Below are 16,970 nucleotides of genomic sequence, written 5' to 3' on the forward strand. Positions count from 1 at the left end.
TGTCAGTTCTCCTGTGATGCTTAGCAATTGGGAGTGGCGAACAGATCCACGGGGGCGGTGAACGGTGCACCGTCCGGGGGTAGGTCACCGTCGTGCTCGTCACGGTCGGCCGGTGTGGTGAACGGATTGGTCACCGGCACCACGGGGTGCGGTGCGGGCCGTTCGTCCTCGGGGATCGCGACCCACTGCGTGCGGTTCTTCTGCGGACTCACGTTGCGGATCCACCCGTCGGCCTCGAGGCGCTTGATCGCGGCATCGAGACCGTTGCGGCTGATCCGGACGGTCGTCGGGTGTCCTGCCTGCGTGGTGAGCGCGACGATCACCGGTTCGGTCTTGCCGAGGTCACGCAGACGGTCGGTGTGCCACATCGTTGGGTGCCCCGGGTGCTCGGTGATCGCGTCGATTGCCCACCGACGGTGTCCCTCGGCCTCGATCCGCTCGGTCGAGATCCGTTCCTCGATCGTGTTGGCCAGAACGCTCGTGTACGTCAACCGGCCACCGGTCAGGTTGATCTCTCCCCGGGGAACGTTGACCCCGCGCCCGTAGGCGTCGAAATACCGTTGAGCGTCCATCTCTTCGCTGCGAACGGTGATGTTCCACAGCGCGGCGGGCCATCCGGGGATCGCGGAGTTCCCTCGGGTGCGTCCTCCCCCACCGTGGCCGCTGTGGTGGCTGATCAGGACACCGTCGAGGTTGCACCGACGGGCCAGCGTGGCGAACGCCTCGAGGGGCTGTTGCACCGCTGCGCTGTTCTCGTCGATGCCCATGGCCGTGAAAATCGGCGCCAGTGGGTCGATCACGAGCACCGACGCCCCGGCGCTGCGGACGATCTCCACAGCGGCGTCCATGTTCTCGGGAATGGTCAGATCCCAGTCACCGGCCTGCCCGGCCGCGTCGACGATCCGAACCCGTTCCACGTTCGTGATGTTCGCCCGGCCCAGTACCTCGACCACCTCGGCCATGCCCTGCTCGGTGTCCACGATCAGCAGACGGCCCCGTGACGGCTTTACGGGCCACTGACCCATGAACCGGCCACCGTCGGCCAGCACAGCGGCCACCTCTGCAATCACGGCCGATTTGCCACGCTTGTACGGGCCGGACAGCACCACGTTCGTGCCCCGTTTCCACAGCCCGGTGATCATCCAATCGACCTCGGGCGTGCCGGCGGCGAGAGCATCGGCAAGGCTGACCGATTGTGCGCGCGGATTGTCACCCCGCTGGCGGGCGGCCTCCTCCTGCCGCTCGAGGGTGACGGCGGTGTTCCGGGCGCGGATCTTGAACCGCTCGGTGAGCACAGCGCGGTCCATCGAGGCGGCCAGACGGGCGGCCACCGCCTCGGGGGAATTGCGCTGTTCGTGAGCGGCGGATACGGCCATCTTCTCGGCGAGCTTGTCGACGCTGGCGGCACGAGCGGCCTCACGGGCTCTCCGGTGCTCAACGGCACGGGCGATCGGGTGCTCGGGATGCAGCGTGCGGGCATCGATCCCCGCGTCGGTCACTGCGTCCACGAGCACGTCGAGGTTTGCGTCCGAGAGTTCTTCCGGGTCATGACCGGCGGCGTCGTACGCAGCCTTGACGGCATAGTCGATGGTCAACGGATCCGACCATTCACCGGTTGTCGGGTCGTCCTCGAACGGGTTAGGATCGTGGACAAATTGTGTGGTTACGCGGCCGTCGATGTGTGCAGCATCGGCGGTCGTTCCGTTGAGCGGGGCCACGGTCAGCGATCTCCCGCTGCGGCCATCGGGCGCAGTAGTGCAGCCTCGGCCTCGTTGAGATCCACGCGAATGGCCTTGCCGCCCAACCGGTACGCCTTCAACGTTCCATCAGCGATCCGACGGCGCAGCGTCTTGGTGCAAACCCCGAAATGGTCAGCAGCCTCGGTCAATCCGACCATGCGGCGGGCGGGTGCGGTTTTCCTGGTCATCGGTTCTCGTCCTCCTCGGAGCCGGACTTCTCGGCCCTTCCGTGACCAGTCTGCGAAATCGGTTTTTCTTCGTAGCCCCGAAAAACGCTGTGCCCCTTTACAACCCGTGAGGTGTATGCAGGTCAGGGCATATATGCACAAACGTGCATATCACCTCACGAGGTGAGACGGAAAAATCGTCCAGTCCGGTGACCAGCACGAATGAGAATGAAATGTGAAATGGATCACAGTCCGGGACGGATCCGGTCGATCTCCCGGCTACTCGGCCCGTAGAGGCGTCGACACAGCTCGGACATACGCTCGATAGGTGGCGGCGTTCTCGGCCGCCTAAGGGGCCACACAGCCCCCGAGAATCGACACCGGTGGTTGCCGGCGTCCACGGCCCCCACCGCTGACACCGCTCGTCACTGTCGGCGAGATCGTCCACACAGCTCACCGGTGGGTCGATCCGAGAGGTCGACACCGCTCCTCGGTGCCCGATCAACGGTCACTCTCCCCACCTCCCACTGTCTACTTCCCACCCGGGGCTACTCCGTAGCCCCCGGGAAGTGTGGGAAGTAGGTTCTGTCAACTTCCCGGGAAGTAGCGGGAAGTAGCGGGAAGTAGCACGGCCGTGTGATCAACGAACCTGGTCAGCGGCGGTTTCCTACTTCCCGAGCGGTGCGGGAAGTAGCACCCGGAAAGTGCCCGTTTCTACTTCCCGCAGGGGTGCGGGAAGTAGCCCCGTTTTCGAGGGTCTGCGGGAAGTAGCAATCGGACCGAATCGACCTACGGTCAGGGCTGCGTTCCCTCGACCAGTTGTGACAGTCGCTCGGCAATTTGGGCGTCCCGGCCAGCTGCGGCGTGCTGGTACCGCATAGCCATGTTCGGGGTCGAATGCCCGAGGCGGGCCATCAGTTCCTTGGTGGTCGCACCGGCCTGCGCGGCAAGGACCGCCCCTTGATGCCGGAGATCGTGCAATCGCAAATCGGGACGGTCGATCTTCTTCGCCGCCTGTTCGAAGTGATATCGCAGCGTCCATTCCCCCAACCGGTCCCCGTCCGTCGAGGTGAACAGTAGGGCGTTTTTCCCACGGGCTACGTGCCCGCTGAGATGGTCTACGACGGCCGTACGGATGTGCGGGGGTACCGCCACGTCCCGAACGCCTGCGGTCGACTTGGGCGCCCCGACGTGCGCCTGCCCCTTGACGAACACGACGGCACGGCGGATACGTACGACACTGCCGTCCTCGGCCACATCGCTGCGGCGTAGCTCGAGCAGTTCCCCTCGGCGTAGACCGCACCATGCACCAAGCTTGACGAGCAAGCGGAGACGATCAGGCATCGCGTAGGCGAGGGCGTCGAGTTCGGAGAGGGTCAGCAACCGGATCTCGTGGGCGCGCTCGGTACGGCCTGCGCGCGGGATGCGGCACGGGTTCGTGGGAATGAGTCCGTCATCGACGGCGGTGGCCAGGATCGTGCGCAGCAAGGCATACACCCGGGCGTTACGCGTCTTCCCCGTCGATGCCTTGTTCGGGCCGGGGGTGTCCCGAAGGTCGGCGAACCATACGCGGACCCGCTCGGGCGTCACCTCGTCGAGCGGGAGGATCCCCAGCGTCGGTTCGATGTGCTGTTCGAACATGCGGCGGTACAGGTGGCGGGTGGACTCTTTCAGGTGGCGGTGTGAGATCCACTTGTCGGCGTACTCCCCGAGGGTCAGGACAGTGACCGCAGCGGCGTCGGTGTGTCCCCGGTCCCCGGGCGGCGTCCACATGTCCAGATCGATCAACCGGCGCTCGGCGTTCAGCCAACCGATCGCGTCATCCTCGGCGGCGAATGTGCGGGGTGCTTTGTAGATCAGCCCGTCCGGGGCGGTGTAGTTGGCTTGCCAGCGTCCCGATGGGAGCTTGCGCAGTCCACCGAACGATCGCTTCTTTCGCTGCGCCATGCCGCCCCTCGTGCAGAAAACGTGCAGAACAGGAGTAATCATAAGGGTCGTTGCGTCACGTTGTGTCCACGTGTAGATTTCCGTTCCACCACGGGAGACCGGATAAATCCGCTGGTCACCCGCCGTGACAGGTTGGCATCCACGACAGGTTCGAATCCTGCCGGGGGCACCATCGGATACCGCCAGGGTCCGCGGGTCTTCCGGGACCACCCGGGCCATCGGACTCCCCGAAGTACCCGCATCCCGAACCCCGCATCACGGTTCGATCTAGTCCGTCCTCCGCCGTCCGCACGACGGTTAGCATCCAGAACGATGCCGCCGACGACGGAAATCGAGGACCCCGCATGGATATTCGGCCTCGTGCCCCACGCCTCGCCGTGATCGTTTCGGCGGCGGTCCTCGGATTGTTCGTCACCCCCTCGCCGGCGGTCGCCGGAGGCATCTCCGGCCTGGTGGAAGGACCCGCGCATCCGGTCGGCGCGGGCAGCGCCCGCACGTACGTCACCCTGGACGACGAGGACACCCCGGTCACCATCGGGGTGCGACTCGACGCGGCCGCACTCGACGACCTGCCCGCCGCGCTGCTGCCGGTCACCGAGGCCTACGTGCTCGACCTCCCCGAGGAAGCGCACGCCACCGCGTTCGACCACGTCACGATCGACTGGAACTCGCAGGGTCACGACCCCCAGCACGGCTTCGACGTCCCGCACTTCGATGTCCACTTCTACCTGCTGGACAGGGTCACCGTGGAGTCGATCCACCCGTTCGCTCCCGGCTACATCCCCGCCGCTGCGCGTGTGCCCGACCCCCGCTATCTACCCCAGGGGTACGCACCGTCCGGGAATCCGCTGACCTCGACGGTCCCAGGCATGGGACTGCACTGGGTGGACACCACCGAGACCGAACACGATCCGGCAGCGGGACACCACCTCACCGAGACCGTGCTCTACGGCACGTGGGACGGACGCCAGGCGTTCATCGAACCCATGCTGAGCCGGGAGTGGCTCGCGACGCGGCCCGCGCACCACGAGGAACTCCGTCTGCCCGAGGCGTACCAGCGCGAGGGTCTCTACCCCACCACTTACTCCGTGTGGTGGGACGACGCGTCGCAGACGTACACGGTCGAACTCGGCGGGCTCACGATGCGCGAGGCGTCGTAGCCCGGAGTCGCCGCTCGACGGCACCGCGCGCGAACTCCCGATGATCCGAATCCTGTCCCGGCCGCGGCGCGCTTCCTATCGTGGAGAGGTGTTCGACGCCCACCTGCACATCATCGATCCGCGATTCCCTCTCGTCGAGAACGACGGATATCTACCCGAACCGTTCACCGTCGACGACTATCTCGCACGGGTCGCGCATCTGGGGGTCACCGGAGGAGCGGTGGTGTCGGGTTCGTTCCAGGCCTTCGACCACAGTTACCTCCTCGACGCGCTCGACCGGCTCGGTCCCTCCTTCGTCGGTGTCGCGCACCTGCCGATCACCGCCTCGGACGACGAGATCGTGCGCCTCGACGCGGCGGGCGTGAGGGCCGTGCGATTCAACGTCCGCCGTGGCGGGTCGGCGCCCCTCGCCGAACTCGACCGGCTCGCCCGCCGCGTCCACGACCTCGTCGGCTGGCACGCCGAGTTGTACATCGACTCCCGCGATCTGGCCGATCTGCACACGACCATCGCGGCGCTGCCCGCGGTGTCCATCGATCACCTGGGATTGTCGCGGGACGGCTTACCGTCACTGGTGCGCCTGGTGGAGAGCGGTATCCACGTGAAGGCCACGGGGTTCGGGCGCGTCGACTTCCCGGTGGCCGACGCGCTGCGAGCCCTTGCCGATGCAAATCCCGCTGCCCTCGTGTTCGGCACCGACCTACCGTCGACGCGGGCACCACGACCGTTCCGGGACACCGACATCACTCTCGTCGAGGACGTGCTCGGCGACGACCTCGCCGACGCGGTACTGCGCCGCAATGCTTCCGGGCTGTATCGGATCGAGACCGAAACCGCTCCTGGGACTTCGGTGTCTCGATAGACTCACGCTCGTCATCGGTGCGCGGGACGCGCCGCGGAATTCCTCGCCGCGGTCGGCTCCCGGACGTGACATCCCTTTCTCGAGGAGCAGCACCATGCCTGCACTGCGACTTGCACGTCGAGTTCTCGCCCTGGCGGCCCCCATCGCTGCCGCAATCGCATTCACCGGTGCGGCAACCGCTGCACCCCCTCAGCCACTGGGCACGGCGATCACCATCGGTTGCATCAATCAGGGCAGCCTCGCGTCGTTGACCTCGGTCGCGGCGCAACCCGGACCGGACGCCGGCACTCCCGGCGGACACGTGTTGTTCTCCACGCGGGAAGCGCTGTGGCCGGTCCCGGCAGCGGGCCAGGTCAGCGTCGCATGGCTCAACCGCAACAACGGCCGTGCCGGCATCGTCGATCTGGGCGGCGCGTACCCGAACCTGTCGGCGCTGGTCGACACCGGACCGGGTGAGGTCGTGGCCACCGTGTTCGGCTCGGTGAATCTCGGCAGTGGACCGCTGTGCAACTCGACTCCCGCAGTCGGGGGCGTCGTAGTGCCGTGACATCGGGACAGGCATCCGGCCCGTGCGCCGGATGCCTCGTCACCGAGGTGAATACATGATGATGGCGACGCCTGCAAGGCAGACGAGCGCGCCCGCGACATCCCATCGATCCGGCCGGAAACCGTCCATCACCATGCCCCACACCAGCGAACCGGCCACGAACACCCCGCCGTACGCGGCGAGGATGCGCCCGAAGTTCGCGTCGGGCTGGAGCGTGGCGACGAAACCGTAAGCGCCGAGCGCGATCACGCCCAGTCCCATCCAGATCCAGCCGCGGTGCTCGCGCACGCCCTGCCACACCAGCCACGCACCGCCGATCTCGAACAGGGCGGCAACGGCGAACAGCAGCAACGACTTCAGCACGGTCACGGGAGGAACTCTAGTCCTGCGACACCGCACCCAGCTCGATGCGGCGCACGCTGTCGCCGCGCACGAGGATCGTCACGAGTGCCCGGCGCCCCGGGGGAAGAACCCGCACAGTGACGGAACCGTGTGACACCGAGTCGAGTTCGTCGGCGACCGCGCGGAGGATGCGGACCTGCTCCTCCCGGGACACCTCGTCCATGCCGTGATCGTCGAGCATCACCACGTCCACGCCTCGTCGACGCGCGGCGTCCGCCGCATCGACGACCTGCGAATCCTGCAGGGCCGGCGCTCGAAGCCCGTCCCGTAGACGCGCTTCGAGCAGCACCCCGGCGCGTCGCTCCCCTGCGTCGAGCACGTCCCCGGTCGCGATGCGTTCGAGGAGGGGCCGGGCCAGAGAGTCGAGCCGGTCGAGCTGCGCGTCGCGCTCCTCGAGCGCCGCAGCCGAGGCCGCCTGTTCCGCACTGCGCTGCAACGACATCGCACGCAGCAGATAGATGGATCCCGCCAGGGGGCGCAGGGTGAACGCGAAGAAGGTCGACATGAGGACCGGGGCCGCGTTGACGACCGACAGTGACAGACCGGGACCGATCCCCTGCCCGGTGACATACGTCCACAGGGTCGCGGTTGCGATCATGCAGGCCAGGCCGATCCACGCCGCGAGGGTGCGGCCGCGCACGCACATGAACGTGAACACGACGGTCGACATCCCGAGCGGCCAGGTCGCGACGCCGCCCGGGGACGGCACCGGCAGCACCGAGAAGACGAGTGCCGACGAGACCGTCCCGGTCGCGGCGAGCAGGCTCGTCGCCGGCATCGGCAACGGATCACCCGGAACGGTGATGAGAGTGAACGCCGCGAACGTACACACGAGGACCGCGAGGGCGGAAGGCCAGCTCGCGGACGTGTGCTCGGCGCCGAACACCGCCAGCACGAGGCAGACGAGGGCGTAGAGGCTCACGAGTACGCGCGCGGCCGTGGTGCGCATCCCCAGCAGGTCGCGTACGTCGCGGGTCGGTTCGTCGGTCACGGCGTGCGACGCTCGGCCGGATCGAACCAGAGCAGCGTCACCGTCGTACCTCCGGGACCGGAGGTGACCTGCGAGTCGCCTCCGGCCAGACCGCGCATGCGGCCGTGGATGCTCGCGCGGATACCCATCCGATAGCGATCGACATCGGCGGGGTCGAATCCGCGGCCGTCGTCGCGAACTGCCACCCGAACCGCTCCCGGCCCGAGATCGACATGCACGGCCCGGCGCGTCCCCGCCCCGGCATGACGCACGCTGTTCCGGACGGCTTCGGCCAGCGCGGCCGCGACCGCCCTGATCACCTCGGCCGGGTAGTCCTGCCCGGCAGCCGTTCCCACCTCGGTCGTGAACTCGACGTCCTCGTCCACCTCGGAAGCCGCCGATCGGAACTGCGCCGCAACCCGGGCGGCGTCGAAACTGTTTTCGGTGTCGTCGCCACGCCGCAGGGAGTCGAACATCTCCAGCGCACGACGGGCCTGGGCGGCGACCGGGCCGTCGGATGCGCCGCGACCCGACGCGAGCAGGGTGGACATCACCTGGTCGTGGACGAGGGCGTCGAACCGCTCCCGCTCGACCGTCCGAGCCGCGGCCGCCGCTGCCGCGACGACGGACCGCTCGGTGGCGGCCACCGTCGAATCGAGTACATCGCCCGTCCGGAAAGCGACGATCGCTGCGGCGGCGAACACCCCGCAGAACATGAGTGCGAACGCGAGTTCCGGGACGAAGCGATATCCCGTCGTGGTGTTCACCAGCAGATAGTTGGTGGTCTGCACGACGACCACGACCGCCATGAGATAGACGAGCGCTGTCCGTGGCCGCCACGCTGCGGCCGCGGACAACCCCGCGACCCCGGGGAAGAGTGCCTGCCAGGCCGTGCTCGTCGACACCTCGCCGGTCCAGGCCGGGAACCACAGAACCGCCGCGACCAGGAAGGCGACGGCATTGGCGGCCGCGAGTCGCCCGACCCACCGGACGTCTGCGAGGAACGTCGCCACACCCAGCGCGATCCCTGTTCCGAAGATCGCAAGCAGCGCCGAGGGCAGCCACCACCACGCCGTGAGGTGATCCTGCGACAGTGCGGTGGGCACGACGAACAGCAGATAGAACACGTAGCCCGCGCTGATGAACCGGCCGAAGACCCGGTGGATCCGGTCGGCCGCACTCGTGGCGTCCGTCGTGTGCCCACCCTGTCCGGTGAGAGGCCGTCGGATCACAGCTCGTCGATGGAGACCACACCGTCCTGCAGGGCGCGGGCGAGCAGTGCCGTCTTCGTGGTCGCCGTACGCCCGACCCGGGCGTACTTCTCGCGGATGCGGACGATGTGGGTGCTGACCGTGGCCGCGGTGACGAACAGGCTCGCAGCCGCCTCGGACTTGGACTCGCAGAGCAACCAGGCCCGCAGGATCTCGATCTCGCGAGCCGAGAGTGCGGGCTTCTGTGGTGCAGGCTTCTGTGCCGGGGAATGTTCGAGCATCGTCGTCATAGCGCGTCCCTACCGAGATGAATACATGGGATCGAACCGGGTCCCCCGACGAACACCGTTTCGAGTGGGTACAACGTAACGGTTGAAGGCGACAACCACCCATACCGATCTTTCTCTGCCCAACAAAATGTGGGCATCGGTATTTCGGCTAATCACCGATCCGTCGGCCGTCGCGCCCGATTTCGATACGCCGCACGTTCTCCCCCTTCAGAAGCATCGTCACCATCGCCGCGCGGCCCGGAGGTAGCACTCGTACGGTCACCGAACCCGCGCTCACCGAATCGAGCGCGTCCACCACCTCGCGATACACGGCACGCCGGATCGCGGACGGGACCGTATCCATCGCGTGGTCGTCGAGCATGACGATCTCGACGTTGCGCCGACGTGCCGCAGCGGCGGCCTGCTCGACCACGGGCACCTGGAGCACGGGCGCACGCAGACCGTCGCGCAGTCGCGCTTCGAGCAGTCCGCACTCGATCCGTTCGTTCTCGTCGAGTGGTTCGTCCGAGGCGATCTTCCGGAGCAGTGGACGGGCCGAGTCGTCGAGGGTGCTCAGCCGGGCGTCGCGTTCCTCGAGCGCCGCCGCAGCCGCGGACTCCGCCGCGATCCGCCGCATGGACTGGGCACGCAGCAGGTAGATCGACCGCGCGAGCGGACGGATCGTGTAGCCGAAGACGGTGCCCATGAGCACGGGTCCCGCACTCGTGATCGTCAGGCCGAGCCCGTATCCGATGCCCGGGCCCGTGAGGTACGACCACGATGCGGCCACGACGAGCATGAGACCCATCCCGCACCAGGCGAACGCCGTGCGTCCCCGCACGCACATGAACACGAGGACCGTCGTGGACATCCCGAACGGCCACAGTTCGATCGGGTGCGGCGCCGGATCGGCGGGAAGAACCGACAGCACCGCCGCCGACGCGATTGCCCCCGAGACCGTCATCGCCAGGGCAGGTCGTAGCGGCAGCGGGTCGCCCTCGACCGCGACGAGTGCGTACGCGGCCGCCACACACACGATCACGGCGACGGCGATGGGCCAGCGAACCTCCGCCTCGGACGCGGTGTTCAGTGCGAGCACGACGCAGGTGACCGCATACAGGACGGCGAAAGCCCGCGCCGGACGGCTGTGCATCCGCAGCAGATCGGAGACGGTCGAGTTCGCCGTGTTCATGCGACCGGATCCCTCCAGTACAGCAGCACCCGGGTGCCGGCTCCGGGCGCAGACTGCACGACCGCCCGGCCTCCGGACAGTCGGCGCATGCGTCCCCGGATACTCACTTCGAGACCGAGCCGGTGCGGATCGACGGTGTCGGGATCGAACCCTCTGCCGTCGTCCACGATCTGTACGGAGATCCATCGCGGTGCCACATCCACCTCGACCCTGCGGGACGCGTCCTTCCCCGCGTGCCGCACGCTGTTGCGTACCGCCTCGGCCAGGGCGGCGGCGGTTGCGCGTGCCGGTTCGGGCGGGAAGGACGCCTCGTCGGAGCCCGGAGCGACACGGCCGGTGAAGACGATGTCCTCGTCGGCCTCGGTCGCCGCAGATCGCAGCCGAACCACGACCGCAGCGGCATCGAGCGCCGAGTCCCGATCCGTGCCGCGCCGCAACTCGTCGAGTTCGGTGAGCGCACGTTCGGCCTGCTCGACGAGCGACTCCCGGGGGGCGTTGCGCGAGGCCGCCAGCAGAGTGGACATCACCCGGTCGTGGACCAGGGCATCGAATCGCTCACGCTCTGCGTTCCGCGCCTCCGCTGCTGCTGCGGCAGCTGCTGTGGCCTGGGTGACGGCGATGGTCTCGTCGAGGGTGCGACCGGTACCGAGCCCTACCACCGCGGCGGCGAGGAAAACCGCACAGAACACGAACGCGAATGCCAGGTCGGGCGCCAGGAAGTGATCGAAGGGCGCGTCCCTGACGAGATGGTTCGCGCACTGCGCGAGCAGTACCGCGACGATCATGTGGACGAACGCCCGCCGCGGTCGCCACGCCACTGCGGCCGCGAGCGACGCGACACCGGGGAAGGCGGTGAACCACAACGACTGGTCCTGCGGGATCGTCGTCCCGTTCCACGCCACGAACCACAACGCAACCATCACGACGTAGGCGAGGGCATTGAGGGCCGCGGCGCGCTTCATCCATACCGTGCCCCGGAACGACGCGAAGCCGAGCGCCACTCCGGAACCGAAGACGAGAACGGTCGCGGTGGGTGTCCACCACCATGCGGTGCGGGTCGGCGACTCGAGGATCTGTGGAAGGAGCAATGCGAAGTAACAGACATACCCGATCGCGACGAATCGCGCGAACATCCGGAGGAGACGGTCGGCGGCCACGGTGCTGCGATCGGGTGACTTCTCCCCGGTGGCCCGGCCCGGCTCGTCAGCGACGGCGGGCATCCGACCGTTCGGGCATCGGCAGCCATCCGTCCTCGACGGCGCGCTTGTACAGATCCGTCTTCGTGGGAGCGGGACGACCTGCCTCAGCGTACTTCTGACGGATCCGCTGCAGATAATCGTTGACGGTCTGGGGCGCGAGACCCGTAAGCCGGGCGACCCGGTCGAGCTTCTCCCCCGATGCATACAGTTCGAGCACCTCGAGCTGCCGCGGGCTGAGTCCCACGTCGTCGAGTTCGGGATCACCGTCGATCGCCGCGGCCCATTCGGTGCTGGCGACCTGGCCTCCGGCGGCGGCCACGCGGATCGCGTCGATCACCACGGCGGCGGGTTCGGATTTCCGCACCACCCCGAGCACACCGGCCCGGGCGGCGGACCGGAGCAGATAGGGGTTCTCGGCGCCCGTGAACACCAGGGTCTCGAGTCCCGCCGCCCGCAACTGCTCGACATTGCTCTTCGGTGAGGATCCGTCGGACAGGCGCAGGTCGAGAACGGCGAGGTCGAGGTCGGTAGCCTGCTCCAGCAGGCCCGAGACGGTGGGGGCCGTACACGCGAGTTCGAGATCGGGTTGGTCGGCGAGCATCGCGGCGAATCCGAGTGCGACCGACTCGTGATCCTCGATCAACCCGATCCGACGGACGACGCCACGCGAGCCCTCGGCCATTCCTGCCTCCCCTGATGCCCGATCACCCGACTTCGCACGAACGTTAGCAGTCAGCGCCTGTTTCCTCTTCTCGCACCACGCTCGACGCGTCCACGTCGTCGCGCAGACCGCGCCAGCTCGCGTGCCGCACACGGTCTCCTTCCGTCCATCCCCCGAACCGCACTTCCCCCACGAGTTCCGGCCGCAGCCACACCGCATCGCGGCGTTCGGCGGCCGGCACCTCGTTCGCGAACGGGTTCGTACGACTCGTGTGCCCCTTCATGGTCTTCGCCACCGACAGGAGGGTCTCGTCGTCGAAACCGGTCCCCACCTTGCCGACGTATACGAACTCGTCGTCGTCGTAGACACCGAGCAACAGGGATCCGAAGGTCGGGGCACGATTGCCGCGGCCGCGCCGATATCCCCCGAGCACGACGGTCTGGGTGAGCCAGTTCTTCGACTTGATCCACCCCGCTCCGCGTTTGCCCGGCAGGTACACGGAGTCCCGGCGCTTCGCGACCACACCCTCCCAGTTCTTCGCCCGGCTACGGGCGAGAGCGTCGGGTCCGCCCCCCGGGAGCAGGTCCGGGACGATCAGCCCGTCCGTCGCGGCGGCGAGCGCCTCGAGGACCCGGCGGCGATCGTCGTAGGTCTTGCGCAGCAGCGACACCCCATCGAGATACAGCACGTCGAACACGCGGTACTCGTAGTTCACGCCGCGCTGCAGCATCGAGAAACTCGTCACCCCGGAACGGTCCACCGCGACGATCTCCCCGTCGAGCACCGCCCGGTGACCGTCGAGGATCGTCGCGAGTTCGACGAGCTTCGAATAGTCGCCGGTGACGTCGCGTCCGGATCTGCTGCGGAGCCTCACCGTGCCGTCCTCGATCTCCGCGATCGCACGGTATCCGTCCCACTTGCCCTCGAACGCCCAGTGTTCGGCATCGAGATCCGAGACGTCACCGGGGGTCGCGAGCATCGGCGCCAGGTCGTGTGGGAAGGCCTTCGACCCTGACGGCGCGCCGTCGGACGAAGGCTCGGGGATCGCCTCCGCCTGGTCTTTCATGCGATGCGCCAGCCACTGATTCTTCTCGGTGCGGATCAGCGCGTACCGTCCCTCGACCCGCTCGCCGTGGAAACGGACGATCACTTCGTCGTCCCGCCACTTCTCGGTGTCGTAGGTGCCGGTATCCCAGACGGTCATGCTGCCGGCACCGTATTCGCCCTTCGGGATCGTCCCGTGAAAGGTCAGGTACTCGATGGGATGATCTTCGGTCCGTACCGCCAGGTTGTTGCGCCCGGAGGTCTCCGGCAAATTCTTCGGTACCGCCCACGACGCCAGCACACCGTCGCGTTCGAGCCTCAGGTCGTAGTGCAGGCGACGCGCATGGTGTTCCTGGATGACGAACCTGTTGCCGGGACCTTCGTCCGGGACGCGGTCGGGTACGGGTTCGGGAGTGCGCGCCGCGTCGCGCTTGCCGCGGTAGGCGTCCAGGGCGTCACCACCGGACGCGGTGCCGCCGCCGAGCGGCGGATCGAGTCCGGCGAGCAGGTCCCCGAGTTCGTCGATGCGGGCGAGCACCTCGCGGAACTGCAGTTGCGAGAGATCGGGGTCGTCGAGTTCGTCCCAGCTGCGCGGGGCCGCTACCCACGGCTCGTCGCGACCGCGCAGCGAGTACGGAGCCACCGTCGTCTTGGAACTGTTGTTCTGACTCCAGTCGACGAAGACCTTGCCCTCGCGCGCGGATTTCGCCATCGTCGCGGTCACCAGGTCGGGAAGGGTGGTCTCGAGATTGCGCGCGACCTGCTTCGCCACCTTCGACGCCCCCGCCGAGGACAACACCCGGTCGAGCGGAACGTACAGGTGGATTCCCTTGCTGCCACTGGTCACGGGATAGGCGTCCCACCCGAGTTCCGCGACGGTGTCGCGCACATGGCGGGCGACCTCCGCACACTCGGCCAGGCCTACCCCGGGCCCCGGGTCGAGATCGAAGACGATGCGGGTCGCGGGTCCGGCCTTCTCCCCGTCGAAACGCCACTGGTGCACGTGGAGTTCGAGGGCGGCCTGTTGCCCGAGCCAGACCAGTCCGGCGGCCGAATCGAACAGCGGGTAGGTGACCCGCCGGTCCTTGTGGTGCAGGGTGCGACGCTCTATCCACACCGGTGCGTGGTCCGGAAGGTTCTTCTCGAAGAAGGATTGTCCACCGACACCGTTCGGCCACCGGTTGCGGGTCGCGGCCCGGCCGGCGATGTGGGGAAGCATCGCCTCCGCGACGGCTTCGTAGTACTCGACGACCTCACCCTTCGTCGTCCCGGTGCTCGGATACAGCACTTTGTCGAGGTTGGTCAGGGTGATGCGGTGACCGTCGATCGTCCGGGTCGGCATACTTCGGATTCTGCCAATTCGGACGCGTTCGGGTGTGGTGTCGAAGTGGTGATCGGAGCGGCACGTCCGTGAACGCCGAAGCTTCGGGGCGGGTAGCGTCGAGGTATCGGTGACGCACGAAGGTGCGTTCGGGCGGGAGGTGGGAGATGACGGAGTCGCATGATCCGACTCCCGATGCATGGGCCGCGGTGTTCGCCCGCATGGCCGGAGTGTTGCTGTCCGAACAGACCGTGACCACCGTGCTGGAGTTGATCACCTCGCTGGCGAAGGACACACTGCCCGGTACGGACGGCTCGGGTATCACTCTCGTCGACGAGGCGAGCAACCGCTCCACGTCCGCTGCGACGGGACCGATGGTCGAGCATCTCGACGCGCTGCAGTACGAACTCGGCGACGGTCCCTGCCTGGCGGCGATCCGGAACGCCGAGCCGGTGCGCGTGGACAACCTCGAAGAGGAAGAGCGCTGGCCGGAATGGTCCAGGCGGGCGGTGGAGCTGGGGATGGCTTCGTCGCTGAGCGTTCCCCTGCAGTACGCGGGCAAGACGATGGGCGCGCTGAAGGTGTATTCCGTACGTCCGCGTGCCTATAGCTCGGACAGTGAGGACATCCTCGGCCGCTTCGCAGATCAGGCCGCGATCCTCTTGGCGAACATGCACACTCTCTCCGAAGCCGAAGCGCTCAACGAGCGGTTGCTTCGGGCCCTGCGCGACCGCGACATGATCGCTACCGCCAAGGGAATCGTGATGCTGCGCGAAAATCTGGATGCCGGTCGCGCCGTGCAGCGACTGCTCGAATTGTCTTTGCAACGGCGCATCGCCGTACGGGAGGTGGCAGCGGAGATAATCGCGTCGACCCACACCGAGACGGTGTGAGGTCGCAGTGGACTATCTACCGGACGGCGAACACCGTCACCGACTCTGTGCTGCCCTTCGTGCCTCCGGACTCGGAGTCGAGGAGTTGTGGCTCCGCTACTTCGCGCTCGGGGGCGAGGTGGGAAAAGTCGAGATCGAGGCGTATCTGAACGGATTGTTGCCGCTGCCCCACCTGCAGCACGATCTCATCGCCCACGCGATCAACGAACGCCTCGACGAGATCTCCCCACCGCGTGCACCCTATGCGTCCGAATTACCCATTTCTACGCGTGAAGGGAACGTCGAACACGGAGAGACCGGTTCGGGGGGCAACCTTCCCCGCGAGACGAACGACGACCGATCGGGAAACGATGTGGACGACGGTCCCGAAGGAACACGCGGCGGATAACCCCGACCGCGCGCCGCGGTGCGCGACTCCACTCGACTCCCGAGAACCGCCGCACGCCGAAACCCCGCCGCCGGCAGGGGGAATAGGCGACGGGGCCCGGCATCGCCGAGGCGGAGTCCTCGGATCCGTCCCCGGCGGCGGCGATCGTCCGTGCAGGGGGGGTGACAGGCGATCACCGATACTCCGAGCATACGCCGGACACCTTGCACGGATGCAGAATATGCGCGGTCGAGCCACTGCCGACGGGGCAGATCGACATATCCGACCCCCTGCGCCGGAAGTCTGGCGTCCCGTCGGCAGTCCTCGACGGCGAGCACATGGTTCGCTTGCTGTGCAGTCTATTCGTTTTCTGCAAGATCGCCAGTAGTTCGATCGGACCACAGTGTGTCCGACCGGGTCACGCGCGGGGACCTGCCGTAGACGGACCGGTATTGCGTCGCGAACCGTCCGGGCGACGAGAAGCCCCACCGAGCCGCGATCGACGCCACCGTCTCATGCTTCGGGTCGGCGGCCTGCAGGTCCTGATGAGCCCCGTCGAGGCGCACCGAACGAAGGTATCGGATGGGCGTCGTGTGAAGGTGGCGCACGAAGTCGTACTGCAAGGCTCGGGCTCCGACCCCCGCGGCAGCCGCGATGTCCGCCAGCCTGATCGGACGAGCCGCTTCGGACTCGATGAAGGCGACAGCCTTACGTAGTGCCGAAGGAGCGGAGGCGGCATCGAGAGTCTCCTGAATTTCGGGGGGTTCACCTGCTCGACCCGAGGCGAGCACGTCCTCCGCGAGCTGCACCATCGGCACAGCCATGCGGCGCGAGGCCTGCAGCAACGACTCTTTCGCACGGTCGGAGTCGAGTCCGTACCGCTCCATCAGCACGCCTGTCGCCCGTTCGATCACAGCCCGCGATTCCCACACCTGCTCCTCGGCAGGAGGAGCGTCGACCTTCCCCGCCCGCTCGTTCGCATGCGTGTCCATGACCCGATCCCATCATCCGGACGGCGT

General features: G+C 67.4%; 17 protein-coding genes. 5 read left to right on the forward strand and 12 right to left on the reverse strand.

What is annotated here, in order from left to right; translation table 11 throughout:
* Window positions 1-20 precede the first annotated feature (20 nt).
* From GON09_RS12980 to GON09_RS12990, 3 genes are all read right to left on the reverse strand, one after another.
* Window positions 21-1,595, reverse strand: a complete 1,575-nt coding sequence (locus GON09_RS12980; RefSeq protein ID WP_213932137.1) for an AAA family ATPase — start codon at window positions 1,593-1,595, stop codon at window positions 21-23.
* A gap of 125 nt (window positions 1,596-1,720) precedes the next feature.
* Complete coding sequence (locus GON09_RS12985) at window positions 1,721-1,927, reverse strand: helix-turn-helix domain-containing protein (protein ID WP_213932138.1); 207 nt, start codon at window positions 1,925-1,927, stop codon at window positions 1,721-1,723.
* 774 nt (window positions 1,928-2,701) lie between these two features.
* Window positions 2,702-3,853 carry a tyrosine-type recombinase/integrase gene (locus tag GON09_RS12990; protein WP_213932139.1) on the reverse strand — a complete coding sequence of 384 codons (1,152 nt, stop codon included), beginning with the start codon at window positions 3,851-3,853 and terminating at the stop codon, window positions 2,702-2,704.
* A gap of 344 nt (window positions 3,854-4,197) precedes the next feature.
* Between GON09_RS12990 and GON09_RS12995 the strand changes: the two genes are divergently transcribed.
* The 3 genes from GON09_RS12995 to GON09_RS13005 all read left to right on the forward strand — a co-directional run bounded on the left by GON09_RS12995 (window position 4,198) and on the right by GON09_RS13005 (window position 6,422).
* Window positions 4,198-5,013, forward strand: a complete 816-nt coding sequence (locus GON09_RS12995; protein WP_213932140.1) for a DUF5602 domain-containing protein — start codon at window positions 4,198-4,200, stop codon at window positions 5,011-5,013.
* Window positions 5,014-5,053: 40 nt separating this feature from the next.
* A complete protein-coding gene (locus GON09_RS13000) occupies window positions 5,054-5,875 on the forward strand; it encodes an amidohydrolase family protein (protein ID WP_213932141.1) in 822 nt (273 codons plus the stop codon).
* A gap of 94 nt (window positions 5,876-5,969) precedes the next feature.
* Window positions 5,970-6,422: a hypothetical protein gene (locus GON09_RS13005; protein ID WP_213932142.1), complete on the forward strand. Its 453-nt coding sequence runs from the start codon at window positions 5,970-5,972 to the stop codon at window positions 6,420-6,422.
* Between the two features lie 39 nt (window positions 6,423-6,461).
* On the opposite strand, the gene GON09_RS13010 is transcribed toward GON09_RS13005, so the two are convergent.
* The 8 genes from GON09_RS13010 to GON09_RS13045 form a co-directional block, all read right to left on the reverse strand.
* Window positions 6,462-6,791 (reverse strand): YnfA family protein, encoded by a 330-nt coding sequence (locus GON09_RS13010; RefSeq protein ID WP_006551592.1) that lies wholly within the window; start codon window positions 6,789-6,791, stop codon window positions 6,462-6,464.
* Window positions 6,792-6,801: 10 nt separating this feature from the next.
* The gene (locus GON09_RS13015; RefSeq protein ID WP_213932143.1) at window positions 6,802-7,815 is read right to left on the reverse strand and encodes a hypothetical protein; all 1,014 of its coding nucleotides are present in this window, start codon (window positions 7,813-7,815) and stop codon (window positions 6,802-6,804) included.
* A complete protein-coding gene (locus GON09_RS13020) occupies window positions 7,812-9,026 on the reverse strand; it encodes an ATP-binding protein (protein WP_213932144.1) in 1,215 nt (404 codons plus the stop codon). Before GON09_RS13020 ends, GON09_RS13015 begins: the two co-directional genes overlap by 4 nt.
* Window positions 9,023-9,295: a LuxR C-terminal-related transcriptional regulator gene (locus GON09_RS13025; protein WP_016692216.1), complete on the reverse strand. Its 273-nt coding sequence runs from the start codon at window positions 9,293-9,295 to the stop codon at window positions 9,023-9,025. Before GON09_RS13025 ends, GON09_RS13020 begins: the two co-directional genes overlap by 4 nt.
* A gap of 148 nt (window positions 9,296-9,443) precedes the next feature.
* Window positions 9,444-10,466, reverse strand: coding sequence for a hypothetical protein (locus tag GON09_RS13030; RefSeq protein WP_213932145.1), 1,023 nt, complete (start codon window positions 10,464-10,466; stop codon window positions 9,444-9,446).
* Window positions 10,463-11,686: a sensor histidine kinase gene (locus GON09_RS13035; protein ID WP_244865504.1), complete on the reverse strand. Its 1,224-nt coding sequence runs from the start codon at window positions 11,684-11,686 to the stop codon at window positions 10,463-10,465. The genes GON09_RS13030 and GON09_RS13035 overlap by 4 nt, the downstream gene beginning before the upstream one ends.
* Complete coding sequence (locus tag GON09_RS13040; protein WP_213932146.1) at window positions 11,670-12,347, reverse strand: response regulator transcription factor; 678 nt, start codon at window positions 12,345-12,347, stop codon at window positions 11,670-11,672. The genes GON09_RS13035 and GON09_RS13040 overlap by 17 nt, the downstream gene beginning before the upstream one ends.
* Before the next feature lie 43 nt (window positions 12,348-12,390).
* Window positions 12,391-14,712 carry an ATP-dependent DNA ligase gene (locus GON09_RS13045; protein WP_213932147.1) on the reverse strand — a complete coding sequence of 774 codons (2,322 nt, stop codon included), beginning with the start codon at window positions 14,710-14,712 and terminating at the stop codon, window positions 12,391-12,393.
* Between the two features lie 146 nt (window positions 14,713-14,858).
* Between GON09_RS13045 and GON09_RS13050 the strand changes: the two genes are divergently transcribed.
* The gene (locus GON09_RS13050; RefSeq protein ID WP_213932148.1) at window positions 14,859-15,584 is read left to right on the forward strand and encodes a GAF and ANTAR domain-containing protein; all 726 of its coding nucleotides are present in this window, start codon (window positions 14,859-14,861) and stop codon (window positions 15,582-15,584) included.
* A gap of 7 nt (window positions 15,585-15,591) precedes the next feature.
* Window positions 15,592-15,972, forward strand: coding sequence for a hypothetical protein (locus GON09_RS13055; RefSeq protein WP_244865505.1), 381 nt, complete (start codon window positions 15,592-15,594; stop codon window positions 15,970-15,972).
* Between the two features lie 338 nt (window positions 15,973-16,310).
* On the opposite strand, the gene GON09_RS13060 is transcribed toward GON09_RS13055, so the two are convergent.
* A complete protein-coding gene (locus GON09_RS13060) occupies window positions 16,311-16,943 on the reverse strand; it encodes a helix-turn-helix domain-containing protein (protein WP_213932149.1) in 633 nt (210 codons plus the stop codon).
* Window positions 16,944-16,970: the final 27 nt, after the last annotated feature.

The sequence above is a fragment of the Rhodococcus sp. B50 genome (genome assembly GCF_013602415.1).
Taxonomy (GTDB): domain Bacteria; phylum Actinomycetota; class Actinomycetes; order Mycobacteriales; family Mycobacteriaceae; genus Rhodococcus.

Excerpts from the sequence above, each read along its gene's own strand:
- GON09_RS12985 (WP_213932138.1), bottom strand. The coding sequence starts at position 1,927 with ATGACCAGGAAAACCGCACCCGCCCGCCGCATGGTCGGATTGACCGAG.
- GON09_RS12990 (WP_213932139.1), bottom strand. The coding sequence starts at position 3,853 with ATGGCGCAGCGAAAGAAGCGATCGTTCGGTGGACTGCGCAAGCTCCCA.
- GON09_RS12995 (WP_213932140.1), top strand. The coding sequence starts at position 4,198 with ATGGATATTCGGCCTCGTGCCCCACGCCTCGCCGTGATCGTTTCGGCG.
- GON09_RS13000 (WP_213932141.1), top strand. The coding sequence starts at position 5,054 with ATGATCCGAATCCTGTCCCGGCCGCGGCGCGCTTCCTATCGTGGAGAG.
- GON09_RS13005 (WP_213932142.1), top strand. The coding sequence starts at position 5,970 with ATGCCTGCACTGCGACTTGCACGTCGAGTTCTCGCCCTGGCGGCCCCC.
- GON09_RS13025 (WP_016692216.1), bottom strand. The coding sequence starts at position 9,295 with ATGACGACGATGCTCGAACATTCCCCGGCACAGAAGCCTGCACCACAG.
- GON09_RS13030 (WP_213932145.1), bottom strand. The coding sequence starts at position 10,466 with ATGAACACGGCGAACTCGACCGTCTCCGATCTGCTGCGGATGCACAGC.
- GON09_RS13035 (WP_244865504.1), bottom strand. The coding sequence starts at position 11,686 with ATGCCCGCCGTCGCTGACGAGCCGGGCCGGGCCACCGGGGAGAAGTCA.
- GON09_RS13040 (WP_213932146.1), bottom strand. The coding sequence starts at position 12,347 with ATGGCCGAGGGCTCGCGTGGCGTCGTCCGTCGGATCGGGTTGATCGAG.
- GON09_RS13045 (WP_213932147.1), bottom strand. The coding sequence starts at position 14,712 with ATGCCGACCCGGACGATCGACGGTCACCGCATCACCCTGACCAACCTC.
- GON09_RS13050 (WP_213932148.1), top strand. The coding sequence starts at position 14,859 with ATGACGGAGTCGCATGATCCGACTCCCGATGCATGGGCCGCGGTGTTC.
- GON09_RS13060 (WP_213932149.1), bottom strand. The coding sequence starts at position 16,943 with ATGGACACGCATGCGAACGAGCGGGCGGGGAAGGTCGACGCTCCTCCT.